This is a genomic window from Paenibacillus sp. FSL K6-1566, assembly GCF_038050475.1.
In the GTDB taxonomy this organism is placed as follows: Bacteria; Bacillota; Bacilli; order Paenibacillales; family Paenibacillaceae; genus Paenibacillus_AQ; species Paenibacillus_AQ lactis.
Genome location: NZ_JBBOSR010000001.1, coordinates 2,837,265 through 2,853,372, shown reverse-complemented (window position 1 = coordinate 2,853,372; position 16,108 = coordinate 2,837,265). Strand labels below are relative to the sequence as shown.

Here is a 16,108-nt window from a genome sequence, read left to right as displayed (position 1 = left end):
CTTTCATCATGTGTTCACGGAAGTTCGATTGCTTTCGGATAAGCAAGATCATAGCCTTCGATCAATCGTTCCCAGCAAGCTGCCACTTCCGAAGGAACAGGTCTGCGGACCTCGAACATAAACGGACCTTGGTAATCGTGCAGAACCAATGCTCGCAAAACCTCGTTCCACCGAATAGAGCCCATGCCCGGCATCCAGTGTCTTTCATCTCGACCGTCGCAATCCGACATATGGACCGTGAAGATGCGTTCGCCCTGTTCTCTGATGAAGCATTCCGGGGCTTCCAGCAGAAGATGGTTGACATCACAACATATGCCGAGCCGAGGATCCGCTGCAAGCAGACTTGCGATCTCCCGGCCCGAATTCCCGAGGCACGTGCGCGGCAAGCATTCAACTGCGATCCGTATGCCGAGCGCTTCCGCTTCATCTGCCAGCACCGATAATGCCCTCCTGCACGCTTCCAGCCGTTGCGGACGTTCCTCATCCGTAATTGGCTCCCAGCTTGGATGGAGTACAACCATGGGAATGCCCCATTCATGGGCAAGCTGCATCAACCGGCATAATAAGCGGGAAGCCTCGACAGAAGCCGCTTCGCTGACGGCCGATATATCGAAGGCGGGGCCATAAGGCAGATGCAGCGTCCAAATGCTGATTCCAAGCTCTCGACTATTCTCGATCCAAAATCTGCAGGTCCGCTCATTCACCGGATTGAACAGATCGAAGGCATCGTTTCGCCAAGCCAGCTCGATAACCTTAATGCCGGCTTGATGAACAGCTTCAATATCGACATGACCATCGGCCCAATCATTTAACGAGAGCGATGTTCCAAGCGGCCACATGGAAGGATGATCCGATAGGACAGACCGCTGCTTCTTTAGTGAAGTCATGCTCCAGCCTCCTTATTGTGATCATAGACGGGCTAATACCCCGGGGCCCAAATCCTAGCCTTGTATATCGCTGCCCCTTTGCGGATCCGATTCGATGTCCCGTGTAAGCGGATCTCGTCCGTCGTCCATTCATAAAGTCCTCCCGGTTTGGGCGCAGCAGAAACGATTACGCCAGAAGGTTGATTGCCGATGCTCTTCACATCATGCCAATCCACAAACGGGCAATCCGCATATTCACTCACAAACCGTCCGGATGATATGACGTACTGGTAGACATGCGAAACCGTAGTGATCCACAAGCGATCGTCGTTTCCCCACACGGGCTGGAGATCATGACCGTACCTGCTTGGCAGGGGAACCCGATCGTCCACCGCGATCTCCGGTTGATCATCTGTTCCTTCGAGACGGAGGGCTACCAAATCATGATCGCCTAGAGCCCATAATACATTTCGGCGAGAATCCCAATGCAGACCATGCGAACCAGGAAGCGGAAGCTCGGCATAAACTTGATCTGTTAGCCCTTGGGAAGAAGCATAGATCCTGACCCAACCGCCTGTACTGGCCGCCACAGCCAGATTCCCGTTAGGAAGCAGCTCGGCCGAGTGAGGATTGCCGCCTACGCAGGCCCCCCATATGAGGGATTCTCCTCCGGGATAAGGAAGGATCGCTGCAAGCCCGCAAGAATCCGTAACGATCATGCACTGCCCACCGCGAATCGGATCATGCCGAAGCTTGGCTTCAGTCGGCAGCCCCCATGCCGGAAGGAGCTCGCTGAATCCGTCCACGTCTAAGAGAGACCAGGACCATATCAATGATTCGTCCATGTTCCAATCGGGCGCTGTCGGGGCGAAAACCAGGATTCGATGGCTTTTCTGGTCTGTGCAGGCAATCGGATAATCCATGCTCTGACTGCCGCTCATTTGTCGAGCCCCTGCTCTCGCACAGCTTCGTTTACTTCCTGTATAGCCTGTGACAAGCCTTTGTTCTCGTAACCTGCCACAATGCTCTCCCACATCGCTACCGGGTCCTCCTTGGATAGCATGACCCTAGTCAAATCCTCCGTCGGATTTATGGCGCTCAGCTTCGATTTGGCCGGGGTATACAGCAGTTCCAGCTGATAATTGGTCGGCACGGGGACATGCTCGGCAATTCGCTGCTTCAGTCCTTCCCTCGACATCCTCGACAGCTTCTCTCCATATGCAATATTGTTGACTTCACTCTCTACGAATTCGAGCTCTTGTCCCCAAGCCGCGAGCGAACCAAACAGGTTGAAGGACGGATACAAGCTGCCAATCGTTTTAAATTCGCCCTCTTCATTCTTCTCACGCGTAATCGTGATCTTCTCGCCTTCTATGGTATAGTCCTTCCCTTCAATTCCGTACTGTTTATCTCTGATAAATTCGTCAGAGAGCAGATAATCGTATATTTGCAGGATTCTGTCCATCTTCTCATCGTTCACTCGAGCACTGAAATAGCTTTCCGACCAGAACGTAACGGCCGTATAGCGGTATCGGTTTCCGTCATCCGATTGCCATGTCACCGGAATGATGTGGGCAATATCCTCAAACTTTGTGTCCTTGTTATATTTGCTCCATGCCGCATTGAGCTTGGCTAAACCGTTCGGAGTAGCCTGCATGGAGATCGCGCCCACTTTACCCTGGCCGAATTTTTCAATCCCGTCGTTTGTTTTCATAATGGCAAAATCCGGATCGATCGCGCCTTCCGTAAAGAGCTGGCGCATCTGCTTGACGACCGTCTTCATCTTATCGGAGGCATAGTAAGGGATATACGTTCCATTCTCCTTCACCCACGAGCTGTTCAGCAGGTGTGGAAAGGTGCCTCCGGCAATGGGAGCCAGCATCGCAGCCGACCGGAAGGTAAGACCAACCGTATCGTTCTTGCCATTTCCGTCCGGGTCATCCTTGGCGAAAGCCTTCAGCATATTCAAATAATCATCGTAGGTAACGGGATCCGCAATCCCTAACTTCTCCATCCAATCCTTGCGGACGATCAAGGAACGTTCCATCGCCCATGTATCATAATCCCGGTACGTCAGGCGCGGAATCATATAGGCCTTCCCGTCCACACGAAGCGACTTGGTTTCGTCGAGCGAAAGCACCTTGGCTACATTCGGATAGGGACTGAGATCGTCTGGAAGTGCGCGAATGATCCCTTGTTTAATCCAGGAATAATACGTCTCCGAGTTAATGATATCGTGACTGAACACATCGGGGAGCTCGCCGGAGGCGCTCCAGAGCTGGTATTTTTCCTTGTAATCCGAATAGCTGATCACTTTGTCAACGAAACGGACATTAAATTTGCTTTCGAGCTGCTTCAAATATTCGTCTGTTTCACGGTTCGGAAAGGCGAGCCCGATGTTAAAAAAAGAGACCGATATATCCAGCTTCTTCCCGTTCTTCCCTCCCCCGGATCCACCTTCTCCAGCATCGCTATTGCCTGCCTTCCTGGTGCAGCCTGTAATGACAAGTGCCAGGATCATGATCGCGATCAAAACGGATTTTCCTTGCCAGCGGACGCTTTGCATAGTAAAACCTCCCCCATCGATATTCGTGAATATGTGTCACTCTTTGATAGCACCCAATGTTACGCCTGCCGAAAAGTGTTTCTGCAGATATGGATACACCAGCATAATCGGCACCATGGTTATAATGACGCTTGCCATTTTGATCCCGTCGGGGTAGCCCTGATTGAGCTGCGACATCATGGCCGCGCCCATATCGTCCCTGGCCATCTTGGTTACGTCTGCCAGCATGTTCCTTAAGAACAGCTGCATGGGATGCTTATCGGTGTCAGTCATAAACAGCATCGCATTATACCATTCGTTCCATCTGGCGACCGCGTAAAACAAGGTAATCGCAGCAATCGTCGGCTTGGAAATCGGAATGACGATGCGAAAGAGGATATACAGATCATTCGCCCCATCGATCTTAGCGGACTCCTCGAGACTCGGCGGGATCGTGCGAAAGTGATTGATCATGACAATCAAGAAGAAGGTGCTGACTGCTACAGGGAATATCATGGCTCCATAGTGATTGATCAACTGAAGCCCCTTAATCGTCAAATAATATGGAATAAGTCCTCCCGAAAAGAGCATCGTAAATACGATGCCTGCCATCATAATGGAGCGGCCGGGCATGGATTTCTTGGACAAGGCATAAGCTCCGCATGTGGTCACCAGCATATTAACCGACGTTCCGAACACCGTGACAATGAGGGAGTTCAACAGCGCTTTCCCGACATAACTGCCGTCAAGCAGCATACGGTATGAGCTGAGATTAAAGCTGGTGGGAATTAAATAGAACTGCTGCTTAACGACCGACGCCGGATCGGCAAATGAAGTGATGAATACATTGTAAAAGGGCAGAATGGTCATGACGGCCATCAGCATAAGCAGGATGTGAATCATGTAATCGGCTCCATTCGCTTTCGGTTTCATTGGCGTCCTCCTTTCACCCGAAATACAAGCAGCAACGCAGCTTGGCATGCTTTAGTAGAGACCATCCTGGCCCAACCTCTTGGCCGCGCGGTTTGCCGCTACCAGCAGCGCAAGATTGATGATGGATTTAAACAAGCCGACGGCCGTTGACGTCCCATAGCTGTCGCCGACCGAAAAAGTCCTTCGGTAGACATAGGTATCGAGAATATCCGCTTTTTCATAAACAGCCGGGTTGTACAGATTAAAAATTTGGTCAAACCCGCTCCCACCGGAACTCATCGTATTGCCGATTTGCAGAATCAACAGGATCACAACCGTGCTCTTTAGAGACGGCCAGGTAATATATCGCATCTGGTGAAACCGATTGGCTCCATCGATGCTGGCCGCTTCGTAGAGTGACGGATTAATCCCGGCGATGGCCGCCAAATAAATGATCGTCCCCCACCCCATATCCTTCCAAATGCTGCTGCCGAACAAAAGACCGCGAAATGATTCGGGGTCTACCAGCAGGCTGACTTTTTCAAACCCCAATATGTCCAGCAATTGATTCAGTACGCCGAACGAGCCCAGAAAATTAACGAGAATTCCGCTAACGATAACCCAAGATAAAAAGTGCGGAAACGTGTACACAACCTGATAAAATTTCTTTAGTCTGGCCGTTCGGACTTCATTCAGAAGCAGTGCAACTACAATCGGTACGGGAAATTCAAAGATTAGCCGGCCAAGTGCAATGATGACCGTGTTTCGGAACGCCGTCCAAAAGTCATCCAATAAAAAGATCTCTTGAAAATTGGCCAGTCCAATCCATTCGCTGCCCCATACGCCCTCGGCGAAATTAAATTCCTTGAAGGCAAGCTGCAGGCCATACAGCGGGACATACTCGAACAGGATGTAGAACACTAGCAGCGGAAACACGAGCAAGTACATGTATTTATGCTCCACCATCCGCGCCCATAAGCTTTTCTCCATCGCATCTGCCCTCTCTTTCATGGCGTTATCTTTTAATGCTCCAAGTATACGGTGCGCTGAAGGTAAACCATATGTACGATCCTCAGATATGCTATGTACTTTTCTAACATCATTCGCTCAAAGCCTTGCGTGTCAAATCCGCTTCAGTCGCACGAAAAAGCCCCGGACACACTAGGTGTTCCGAGGCATTCAGCGGGGCTGATCCGAATCTATGGTTTTGTCGATGCATCTATGGAACGGTACTCGGTCGGCGTCAAGCCCGTGTGCCGTTTAAACATTTTTGCGAAATAGAAATAGTCTTTGTACCCGGCCTGTTCCGCCACCTCTCGGACGGATAAGCGACTGTTGAGCAATAAGCTGCAAGCGTGCTCCATTCGGATATCGTTTAGAAACTTCGTGAAATTGACCCCGAATTCCCGTTTAAACAGCGAACTTAAATAGTTCGGATGGAGAAAGAACTGTCTGGAAATATCCTGAACCGTTAGAGGCTCCCGGAAATTCCCGCGAATGTACTGCTCAATCGAGCGCAGTGTATCGTCCCCCGGGCGCGAATCTGCCGTATCCGTAATCGCGTCAGATGGCCGAATGGCTTCGGGCTGCTTTTCGCGTTTCAGACGATTCTTCAAACCCTGCAGCACTTCGGATATTTCTTCGTTACGAAATGGTTTAAGGATATATCCGCCAGCACCGTAATGCATAGCTTGCCTGGCGTACTCAAACTCCGCGTATCCGCTGGCGACCACGCAACAGACCCCGGTCTCTTCTTCATACAGCTTCTGGATCAATTCGATTCCGTTCATGCCCGGCATCCGGATATCAATGAACGCAACATCCGGTCGATGGTGCTTCATCTGCCGGTAAGCATCCAGTCCGTTGCTGGATTCCCCCACAATTTCAAAACCGTGGGACGGCCAGTCAAGCATTCGCTTCAAGCTTTCCAAGATCCAGGGTTCGTCATCTGCAAGCCAAACCTTATACTGCATTTGTCATTCCTCCATGCGGAAGCTTGATAACTACTCTGGTTCCGTTCGACGGTTCGCTATCGACCGATACGATGCCGTACGCCGGCCCATAGGTATATCGGATTCGGTTGTTTACGTTTAACATGCCGATAAATTTTGTATCCGAGGTCAGGTCCGGGCCAGACTTGTCCTCTAAATGAGCACGGATTTCATCCAGCTGGGCAGGCTCCATGCCTACACCATCGTCTTGCACCCATATCAGCATGCTGCTGCCCTCAATCCGGCTTCCTACCGTTAGGAGGCATCGCTCAAGGCTCGGTTCTATTCCATGGAACACCGCATTCTCCACAAGCGGTTGCAAAATCATCTTGATGACCGAAACCCGCAAGCTTCGTTCATCCACATCATACACAACGTCAAACCGATCCTGGAATCGAATCTGTTGAATCCGGATATAGGCATTAACGATCGCAAGCTCCTCCTTGAGCCGTACTTCGTCTCCGCCTTTAATGCTGTAGCGGAAGATGAGTCCAAGAGAATCCGTCATTTCCCGAATCTCGGGGACGTTCTTCACATATGCGATTCCTTTAATGGTTTCGAGCGTATTGTAAAGAAAATGGGGATTGATCTGATTCTTTAAAAATTGCAGCTCCGCTTGCTTCCTAAGAAGCTTCAGCTCATAAATATATGTTTTTGAATCGACAAGCTTCGCAGCCAGATCGTCGATCTCATCGAGCAGTGTATTGAACTGCCTGGCCATGATGCTAATCTCCGCATACCCGTCAAGCGATACACGTTTGTTCGGATTATCTAATCCTTGCGATCGCAGGCCGCTGATAATTTTCATGAAAGCGCGGATCGGGTTAAGGATGTTGCGGCTTATAGCGGTGTAAAAGGCATATAAGATTACGATGGACAACGAAAAGATGCCAAGAACAAGGGTCAGCATATCCTTCAATCCGCTGAATAGCTCACCTGTTTCGAACACGCTTACGATACTTCCGCCGATCGCCGGCACCGGCCTGGCATGCAGGATGAAATCTCCCTCTTCGTTCTGAAACTTAACGGGCTCGCCCTCCTTGACTTGAAGCGCACGAGCAGCATCCTCTGCCATTCCGCCAACCGATTGGCCGATGCTTGGAGCGTCGTTACTTGTCACTACGATTCCGTTACGGTCCAGTACATAAAATTTCCCGGCAAGATGAGTCGACATCGAGCCGAGCTGGGGTGCGATCGCATCGGCCTCCAGAACGATGACGGCATAACCGATTTTTTTCCCGATTGTCACAACGTTTTTCTTATCATACACAGGCGTACCCACATACACCACATTCTTCGTCGGACTTGAGAGCTTATAGTGATAAAGTCCTGAATAATAGGCGTTGGTCTGGTCGGGAATATCGTCAAAAGGAATATAATCCTTGCAGTTTACGCAATTATAGAAGCCTCCCCCTACCGTAGAGAGGAGCACGATTCTATCGATCCCCTGTTTCATGGACTGAAGATTAACAAGAAGTGCTTCAACTGCTCCCTGCAGTTCGAACTGAGCCAGGCGCTCGCGCTCCATCAAAAATCGCTGAATCGTCTCATTATAAGCGATATTAGGCAAAATGCGGTTAATGGAGTCCGCGTTGTCCGCGATATTTTTCTGAATCGTTGATATCAGCTCCAGGGTATATTCGCTGTTCCGTTTGTAGGTGATTCCCCGCATTTGGTCATAACTCCATAGAAAAGTCCCGAACAATAACAGCAGCATCGCCCCACCGATGGTAAGCAGCTGAACGCGGATGGAATACTTCCGGAGTATAGTGATCACGAACGCTCCTCCGTTCTATGAAAGTTATCATTCTGCAAGCGGAGTCACCCCCGCTACGGACCACGGAACATATCCCTCTTCTAACTCCGTATTCTAGCACAAGATGATTCGGTGCCATATATATCATGAGGTTCATCTTCTTATGCGCTGAAACCGCCATCTGAAAGGGGAACGATTGCCTGTTGTTCATATCGATCCATTGGAAGACTCAGGGTTCATACGAACGTTTCCTTAGCCGGCAAATGTATATCTTGCCATCATATCTCCCCAAGGTGCGATCCCCGCTTTCCGAAAACCGGTCTGGAGATATAATCTCTCCGCCCGCTCATTCTCTTTCTTATAACAAAGCATCACATGCTTCGTCTGATCAGGCGCGCTGCGGATCTCTTCGAGCACTAGCCGCAGGGCCGGCTTCGCATAATGCAGCCCCTGATAATGCTCATCGATCATGAACCTGTAAATCCAATAATTATCATCGTAGGTATGAACCCCGTACATGACAAAGCCGATCATGTCCTCATCATGATAAATGGCCCTTGTTCGGAATCCCTCCATAAACTGCGCCTCAGCGATGGAGTAAAGGTTGGGGGCAATCCACTTTGCTTGCTCAGCCTTCGGCTTGAGGCGAATGCAATCCTCCCAGTTGTTTTTATTGATCGCATGAAGTGAAATCATACGCAAGACTCCTTTTTATCTGGTGTATGGGTCTATCCTAATCCAAACCGGGAAGCCGTTCACGGTATTAATCAGATATAACTGAATAATTCACCTGGAAACCTCAACATCGGAGGATGAAGCGTCAGGAGCAAGAGAATGATTCATTATAAATGTTCTCGGCATATGCCAGAGTACGGCTGGGTGGATAAACTATTAGTAACTTTATTGAATATGGAGGCGGTATTGATGCGGCAACTGAAACAGAATGCGCAATCGAAAGGAACGATCACAATGAATTTAATAATGAGGGCTGCTATATATGAAGAACATATTGAATATCGGGGTGTTGGCCCATGTTGATGCTGGCAAAACGACATTAACCGAACAGATTCTCTTTAAGACAGGCGTGATCAACCGAGCCGGCTCGGTTGATCAAGGCAATACAACGACCGATTCGCTCGATATTGAGCGCCGTCGGGGAATTACGGTCAAATCCGCGGCGGTTTCGTTTATGCTGGGAGAATTGAAGGTCAATTTGATCGACACGCCAGGTCATGCGGATTTTATATCGGAAGTCGAGCATTCGTTAAGCGTTCTGGACGGCGTTATCCTGGTTATTTCTGCCGTTGAAGGCGTGCAGGCACAAACAAGGGTACTGATGCAAACGTTGAAGGAACAGGGCATCCCGACCATTTTATTTATAAACAAGCTCGACCGGATGGGGGCGGACTACCGCAAAGTCTGCAGCATGATCCGTCAGCGGCTGAGCGGGAACGTTTGCGAGATGTCGGTCCCATCGGAGGAAGGTACGGCGTGGGCCACGGTCCGTCCCGCCGACCCACATGAAGCTGGCTGGCTCGAGATTCTGGCTTCGAACAACGAAGATATGCTGAGGCATTATGCGCATGACATCCCTGTTTCTGCGGTTCGATTGCAGGCGGAATTGCGCCAGCAGACCAAGAATGCTGCAGCTTATCCGCTATTTGCGGGATCCGCAGCCAGGGGCGTAGGGATCGACCCCCTCCTGGAGGCATTACAGTCGTTCCTGCCTGTTCATACTCCCGTCGAGGACAGCGCCGATCCTTTATCCGGCCTTGCATTCAAGGTCATGAAGCAGGCAAATGGGGAGCGTCTTGTCTATCTCCGGCTGTTCGCCGGAAGCATCCGGAAGCGGGAGCGAATACCGGTCGTTTCGAAAGACGGGCACACAACGTATATGAAGGTAAAACAGCTGTTTTGCCTGATGCATGGAGCCATCGTGCCAACGGACGGCGTCTATGCCGGGGACATCGCGGTGCTGGGCGGCGTGGATGTGAAGGTAGGCGACGTGATCGGCGTTGTATCCGATCGGATGAAGTCCTTCCGCTTTGAACGCCCCCCGATCCAGGTCAAGGTATCCGCTATGGATTCAAAGGATGCTCCTATCCTGCATCTCGCATTGAGCGACCTCACCATGGAGGACCCTTTCCTGCAATATACGCGCGATTCAAGAACGCAAGAAAGCTTCATTCACGTATTCGGCAAGGTCCAGCAGGAAATCCTGCTTGAAATCATACGGGAGCAGTACGGCATCGAAGCCGTCTTCTCCGCTCCAAAAGTGATTTGTTTGGAGAAGCCGGTTTCTATCGGAGCGGCCGTGGAGCGGATGGGAGAGCCTCAGAACCCCTTCTATGCAACCGTCGGTTTCCGGGTGGAGCCGGGAATCGACGGATCGGGATTGCAATACCGATTGGAGGTCGAGCTTGGCTCCCTTCCGCTGTCCTTTCAGAAAGCGATCAAAGATACCGTGTTCGAGGTCCTGCAGGAAGGGCTCTTTGGATGGTCCGTCACGGATATTGTCGTAACGTTAACTCATACCGGCTATGCAAGTCCCGTCTCGACGGCCAAGGATTTCCGGAGTCTGACGCCGCTCGTGCTGATGAAGGCCTTGAACGAGGCTGGAACGAATGTCTATGAACCGGTGAACAAGCTTCAATTCATCGTACCGGAATTTAGCTTGAGCAAGGTGTTATCGTCCCTGGGTGCATTAGAAGGAACCTTCGAGGAGCCGCGGTTTGTGAACGGCATCGTCCACATCAACGGAACGATCCCTGTTCGCACCTCTGACCAGCTCAAAGCCGAGGTTCATGCCTTGACGAGCGGCGAAGGTCTGCTGACCATCAGGCCCGGGGGCCACGTTCGTGTTCGCGGCAATATTCCGGAGAACAGCCGCAAGCAGGTAAACCCGCTTCATCGCGGGGAGTATATGCTCTACTTGAACAACATCATGTGACCGGACCCTAATCCGTCCTTCGCGAGTTGCTCAGCCGTCCGTGGCGAGCTTCGAGCAGCTGCTGTCTATGAGGCGCGCAAACCGGCGGCTATGATTTCCCCTCTCTATTTTTCTTAGTCCGGTGCAACTCTTTTTGCCTCTCGTCACTTATTAAGTGATAGGAAACAACGTTGCTCTAGACCCACCCGTCATCGCCTTGATAATATAGTCAAGTATTGTTTGAGGGATGCGGAAGGAGTCGGCTAGATGTGGAACAACAGCGTTACGAAGATTTGAAAACAGGTGAAAAGGGCGCCATTATCAGTATAATTGCTTATCTGTGCTTATCTGCAATTAAACTCGTAATAGGTTATGCCGGGAACTCCGAAGCCCTAAGGGCGGACGGATTGAATAATGCAACAGACATCGTTGCCTCGATTGCGGTGCTGATCGGGCTCCGCTTATCGCAGAAGCCAGCGGATCAAGACCATCCGTACGGACATTGGAAGGCCGAAACGGTCGCTTCCTTAATGGCCTCCTTCATCATGATGGCGGTCGGTATACAGGTGCTCTTTGGGGCGGTTTCTTCTATATTTGAAGGCAAGCATGAGGCGCCTGACCTGATCTCTGCGTGGACCGGAGCATTCTGCGCCATTGTGATGTACTTTGTCTATCGGTACAATAAGCGCCTCGCCGCCAAAATCAACAGCCAAGCGGTCATGGCTGCAGCCAAGGACAACCTGTCGGATGCTTGGGTGAGCATCGGCACCGTTGTCGGTATTGTCGGCGCCGCTCTCGGCTTGCCTTGGCTCGATCCGGTGACGGCCGTGCTTGTCGGCTTCCTGATCTGCAAGACGGCATGGGATATTTTTCGCGATGCCTCCCACCACTTAACCGATGGTTTCGATGAGGATAAGATCAGCGCCTTCCGAAAAACGGTGCAGCGCGTTCAGGGCGTTAAAGGCGTTAAAAACATCCGCGCCAGGAATTACGGCAGTAACGCCGTGGTCGATGTCGTCATTCTCGTGAAATCCAATATGGACATTCGGGTTGCTCATGATATCGCCGATGAGGTGGAGCATGCATTAAAGCTCTCGCACGGCGTCTATGATGTTCATGTTCATATCGAGCCCAATTGAGAGGGAAAGTCAGCAGCGAACTTGTAAAAAGGGACGGCCGTCATCGAACGGCCGTCCCTTTTTCATGATCACAAACTCACTTCCATCCATCCCTTGTCAGCCATGGAATGGATACCCGCCCCCTGCTTAGCCCCCAGCATCTCCGCGATAACGAAGGCGTCCTTCGAACCTGTCCGCACACATGCTCCGACTAAACGATGCGAAATTGTTTGCATGTTGGAAGCTTGGATTCCTGCTTTTATGCCTTCTAGTCCTTCAGCTTGGCATAATTGTCTATCACCAAGAAATACAATATAATCATATTGCATAATTTTTCTAAAGAAAGCGGTGCATAGGAAATGAGCAGTATGCTTGGTGTATCCGGACTTGCGTTCTTATTAGTAACCTTATTTACGCCGCTCCTCATCTGGGGGCTGCGCACATTGAAGCTGATGCAGCCGATCCGCACGGAGCTTCCTCCCGATCATCAAGCCAAGCGCGGAACGCCTCTCATGGCCGGTCTTATCCTCTTGATCGGAATCATCGTCTCTTTGCAATTTCATCCCGATCCGCTCATGATCTTCTTATGCTCGACCTTTCTTCTGTTCAGCTCGATCGGCTTCATGGATGATTTTAAAAAGGCTGTCTTTCAGGATCCCTCCGGCATATCCGGGCGGATGAAGCTGGTGTTTCAATTTCTGTTTACCGGCGGGCTGCTGCTCGTACTATTCCGGTATTTCTCGCTCTCAAGCGATATCGAACTATTGGGCGGATATTCCCTGCAGCTGCCGATTGCCGCGTACGTGATTATCATGCTGCTCTTTATCGTCGGATCCGCCAATGCGATCAATTTTACTGACGGATTGGACGGGCTGCTGATCAACGTATCCATTCCCACTTATTTCTTCTTTTTTCTCATATCCGACAAGCCGGAGGTACAAGCATTCTCGCTTGTCATGATCGGCTGTCTTCTCGGTTTGCTGCTGTACAACATTTATCCTGCCAGAGCGTTCATGGGGGATACGGGATCGCTTGCCATCGGCGGCTCCCTTTCATTCCTGGCTGTTATCGAGAAGGTTGAAATTTTAATTCCGCTTCTATTTTTCGTTTATTTAGCCGAGCAGCTTTCAGTCATTCTGCAAGTCTGGTATTACAAGCGCACGAAGCTGAGATTATTCCGAATGACACCCATCCATTTTCATTTCAGCTTGAAATACGGCTGGAGCGAGAACAAAATTGTTGTAATCTTCGGATTTGTATCATGGTTTATGGTGTTCACCAGCTGGCTGATTGCTCGTTATGTAATGTGAGGGATCTTCATATCTCGGCTTCGAACTCGAGCAGCTCTTTACGCAGACTGTCCAGCGTATTCCTGCGTTCTTCTTCGGCCTGTTCGTCATACAACAGCTGCTCCATGAATTCCCAAATATCTTCAAGCCGACGCCTGATTTGATAAAACCGCAGCGCATCTTCATCCATCTGGTAGCCGTTATGCCGGGAACGATAAATATGCATAAATTGCTCAAAATACGGCGTATCCGTCATAAACATCAGATCCGATTCCACCGGCGCTAATTTCATTCCTTCCCAGTCGAGAAGCACTAATTCATCCCCGCTCTGCATCAGATTCCAGTGGTGCAGATCCATATGGCAGAGCGCCATGCGCAGATTGCGGCCTGCTAAACGCTCTGATAGCGTGCGAACCGTACGCATCCCTTTGACCAAGTGCGAACGAGCCGGGGCTATTGCTGCTTCCATATCATCCGGCAAGCCTTCTTGCATGCGATCCTCCAGCTTGCGCAGAAACGGAACCTCGAAGCTCTCGCGAATGCCTTGCGTAGAATACGGGATTTCCTCTCCCAGCAGGTGAAGCTCGCTGACGATTTCGGACAGCTGCTTGACCTGCTCTCCCGTCAATTCGTTCTCGCCAATCGTTTCGCCTTCAATATACTCAAACAGCAGATAGATCCCGTGTTCATCCTCACAGCGGTACTGGCCGTCCAGGGTTTGAACAGGCACCGGCACCTTTCCGCGAAAGGATTCCTGCTCCGAAAGCCACGCCAGGATCGGGATGTATTCCCGAATGGCCGCCGTCCATTTCGGCGTAGAGGCGCGGCTCTTCTCATATTGCTTAAGAAAATAGGCGCGGCGATCATCGCTCACTTTAAATGCCAATGCGGCCCAGCCGCCTTGCTGCGGCCTGACACCACTTATTTCGATGCCGTAGTGATTTTTCATAATGGACTGAATCCGTTGCATCCTAACGTTTCCCCCCTTTCATGAATTAGTATAACCTCCCCTGCTCCAATACGTCGATCCGTATTCCATGCCGGAATCCCGCCCTCCGTACCAGTTACACATTCAATCGCTTTTGGAATCTTACGCTGCATTGCAGACGAACGAATTTGGGCTTACAATGAATGAGCCATTTCCATTATGGATAAACCATTCCGTCCTTGAAGCTGCAGCCAATCAAAGGGGGTAATACCATGTGTGCAAATCCTTGGGATCCCGAGTGGGATGTATCCTCCGGACTCGTCCGGCGTTTGCTGGACCGCCAGTTCCCGGAGCTCTCTGCTGAAACGGTTGAGCGGCTGGGCCATGGCTGGGATAATATCGTCTACCGCATCGGGTCCGACTATGTTTTCCGGTTTCCAAGAAGACGGGCCGCCGTGCCTCTACTGCAAACCGAAGCACGGATTCTGCCGAAGCTATCTGATTACATAACCGTACCTTATTCGAAACCGCTTTATTTTGGCAAGGAAAGCACGGACTATCCGGCACCTTTTCTGGGCTATACCCATGTACCCGGCGTGCTTCCAACCGGCTTAAGCGACGCTCAGCGCGCTCGTTCCGCGCAGATTCTTGCGCAATTTCTAAAGTCTCTTCACGCGTTCCCCCTGGATACGGCCGAAGCGGAAGGGGTTCCGCATGATCAGCGAAATCTATCGGATATCGCTGGACGCAAAGAACGCATGCTGGGCTTTCTGCCGAAGCTGAGCCCGCATCTCGGAAGCGAAACGGCCGGCGCGCTTGAAAGCTATATCCATACGATCACGCTCGGCCGGGCTTCCACGCAGAAAGCCCTGATTCACGGTGATCTGCATTATAAAAACATGCTGGTCGACAACACCGGGATCATATCCGGGATCATCGATTGGGGCGACGTTAATGTGGGGCATCCCGCATGCGACTTAAGCGTAGCCTATAGCTTCCTGCCCCCGTCTTCCCGGCCCGCCTTCTTTGAAACGTATGGTGAGGTCGACGATGAGACTCATGTCCTGGCACGCATGCTCGCTGTATTTATGCCGATGCTCATTTTGCTGCAGTCCATCGACGACCGGGATGAACGAAACAAGCTCGAGGCAACCCGGACCATTTTGCGTGCGCTCGCGTAAACGGCCCATTTACTTACCGCGTGCCTCTCCCGGCGCGAAGGTGTAATGATGACTGCTGCGCGATTATCGTCGACGCTCGGACGACAAACCATGCAGGCAAACAAGAAAGAAGCTTGATTCGATCAAGCTTCTTTCACATGGAGAATCTGTGGAACGACCTCAAATCTTCAACATATTGAGGAGAGGCATGATAGACTGGATTACATTCACGCCAAGCTTGATGTGAGGCAAGATATCGCCGATGAATCCGAGTGGTCCCGGGCCACCTCGGTTTTCGGCTTCGGCGGCAGCTCCGGCAGCAGCTGGAGAACCGCTGCTGAACGCGCCGGCACCGAATAAATCGCTGAATAATCCGGAAATTCGAGCACGTTCGCCGTTCTTGGCGATTCGGGCCGCCATCTGGTCATTAACCCGGAATCCCGACAGGGTGACTTCCTTGCCGTGCACCTTATTCAGTTCGCCGACATAACAGCTGCCGTCCTTCAGCACCACAACGACCGGGTGGCCGACCCATCGCTTGGCCGTTTCGGATCTGGATGTTGCACGTCTCTTCCGTCTTGAAGGCATCCTGCACTGTTCACCTCGCTCCCACT

Annotated in this window: 14 protein-coding genes; 4 read left to right on the top strand and 10 right to left on the bottom strand. The window is 51.1% G+C overall.

The window, feature by feature from the left end; genetic code table 11:
* Window positions 1–14: 14 nt before the first annotated feature.
* The 8 genes from NST08_RS12525 to NST08_RS12490 all read right to left on the bottom strand — a co-directional run bounded on the left by NST08_RS12525 (window position 15) and on the right by NST08_RS12490 (window position 8,766).
* Complete coding sequence (locus NST08_RS12525) at window positions 15–887, bottom strand: sugar phosphate isomerase/epimerase family protein (RefSeq protein WP_341341801.1); 873 nt, start codon at window positions 885–887, stop codon at window positions 15–17.
* Between the two features lie 32 nt (window positions 888–919).
* Entirely contained in the window at window positions 920–1,807 is an 888-nt protein-coding gene (locus NST08_RS12520; protein WP_341341800.1) for a DUF6528 family protein, read from the bottom strand.
* Window positions 1,804–3,432 (bottom strand): extracellular solute-binding protein, encoded by a 1,629-nt coding sequence (locus NST08_RS12515; RefSeq protein WP_007130356.1) that lies wholly within the window; start codon window positions 3,430–3,432, stop codon window positions 1,804–1,806. Before NST08_RS12515 ends, NST08_RS12520 begins: the two co-directional genes overlap by 4 nt.
* Window positions 3,433–3,468: 36 nt before the next feature.
* Window positions 3,469–4,344 (bottom strand): carbohydrate ABC transporter permease, encoded by an 876-nt coding sequence (locus tag NST08_RS12510; protein ID WP_007130357.1) that lies wholly within the window; start codon window positions 4,342–4,344, stop codon window positions 3,469–3,471.
* 51 nt (window positions 4,345–4,395) lie between these two features.
* Entirely contained in the window at window positions 4,396–5,313 is a 918-nt protein-coding gene (locus NST08_RS12505) for an ABC transporter permease (protein WP_007130358.1), read from the bottom strand.
* Between the two features lie 209 nt (window positions 5,314–5,522).
* Entirely contained in the window at window positions 5,523–6,296 is a 774-nt protein-coding gene (locus tag NST08_RS12500) for a response regulator transcription factor (protein ID WP_007130359.1), read from the bottom strand.
* Window positions 6,286–8,091: a cache domain-containing sensor histidine kinase gene (locus NST08_RS12495; protein ID WP_007130360.1), complete on the bottom strand. Its 1,806-nt coding sequence runs from the start codon at window positions 8,089–8,091 to the stop codon at window positions 6,286–6,288. The genes NST08_RS12500 and NST08_RS12495 overlap by 11 nt, the downstream gene beginning before the upstream one ends.
* A gap of 231 nt (window positions 8,092–8,322) precedes the next feature.
* Window positions 8,323–8,766 carry a GNAT family N-acetyltransferase gene (locus NST08_RS12490; protein ID WP_007130361.1) on the bottom strand — a complete coding sequence of 148 codons (444 nt, stop codon included), beginning with the start codon at window positions 8,764–8,766 and terminating at the stop codon, window positions 8,323–8,325.
* Window positions 8,767–9,067: 301 nt separating this feature from the next.
* On the opposite strand from NST08_RS12490, the gene NST08_RS12485 reads away from it, so the two are divergent.
* The 3 genes from NST08_RS12485 to mraY all read left to right on the top strand — a co-directional run bounded on the left by NST08_RS12485 (window position 9,068) and on the right by mraY (window position 13,427).
* The gene (locus NST08_RS12485) at window positions 9,068–11,020 is read left to right on the top strand and encodes an elongation factor G (RefSeq protein ID WP_007130363.1); all 1,953 of its coding nucleotides are present in this window, start codon (window positions 9,068–9,070) and stop codon (window positions 11,018–11,020) included.
* Between the two features lie 248 nt (window positions 11,021–11,268).
* Entirely contained in the window at window positions 11,269–12,138 is an 870-nt protein-coding gene (locus tag NST08_RS12480; RefSeq protein ID WP_007130364.1) for a cation diffusion facilitator family transporter, read from the top strand.
* Window positions 12,139–12,476: 338 nt separating this feature from the next.
* Entirely contained in the window at window positions 12,477–13,427 is a 951-nt protein-coding gene (gene mraY / locus NST08_RS12475; RefSeq protein ID WP_028405522.1) for a phospho-N-acetylmuramoyl-pentapeptide-transferase, read from the top strand.
* A 7-nt stretch (window positions 13,428–13,434) separates the two neighbouring features.
* Here the strand turns inward: mraY and NST08_RS12470 are convergent, their stop codons facing one another.
* The gene (locus NST08_RS12470) at window positions 13,435–14,376 is read right to left on the bottom strand and encodes an aminoglycoside phosphotransferase family protein (protein ID WP_210095291.1); all 942 of its coding nucleotides are present in this window, start codon (window positions 14,374–14,376) and stop codon (window positions 13,435–13,437) included.
* A gap of 230 nt (window positions 14,377–14,606) precedes the next feature.
* On the opposite strand from NST08_RS12470, the gene NST08_RS12465 reads away from it, so the two are divergent.
* Window positions 14,607–15,515 (top strand): phosphotransferase, encoded by a 909-nt coding sequence (locus tag NST08_RS12465; RefSeq protein ID WP_007130367.1) that lies wholly within the window; start codon window positions 14,607–14,609, stop codon window positions 15,513–15,515.
* Between the two features lie 159 nt (window positions 15,516–15,674).
* Here NST08_RS12465 and NST08_RS12460 read toward each other — a convergent pair whose 3' ends face one another.
* Window positions 15,675–16,082 carry a hypothetical protein gene (locus tag NST08_RS12460; RefSeq protein ID WP_007130368.1) on the bottom strand — a complete coding sequence of 136 codons (408 nt, stop codon included), beginning with the start codon at window positions 16,080–16,082 and terminating at the stop codon, window positions 15,675–15,677.
* Window positions 16,083–16,108: the final 26 nt, after the last annotated feature.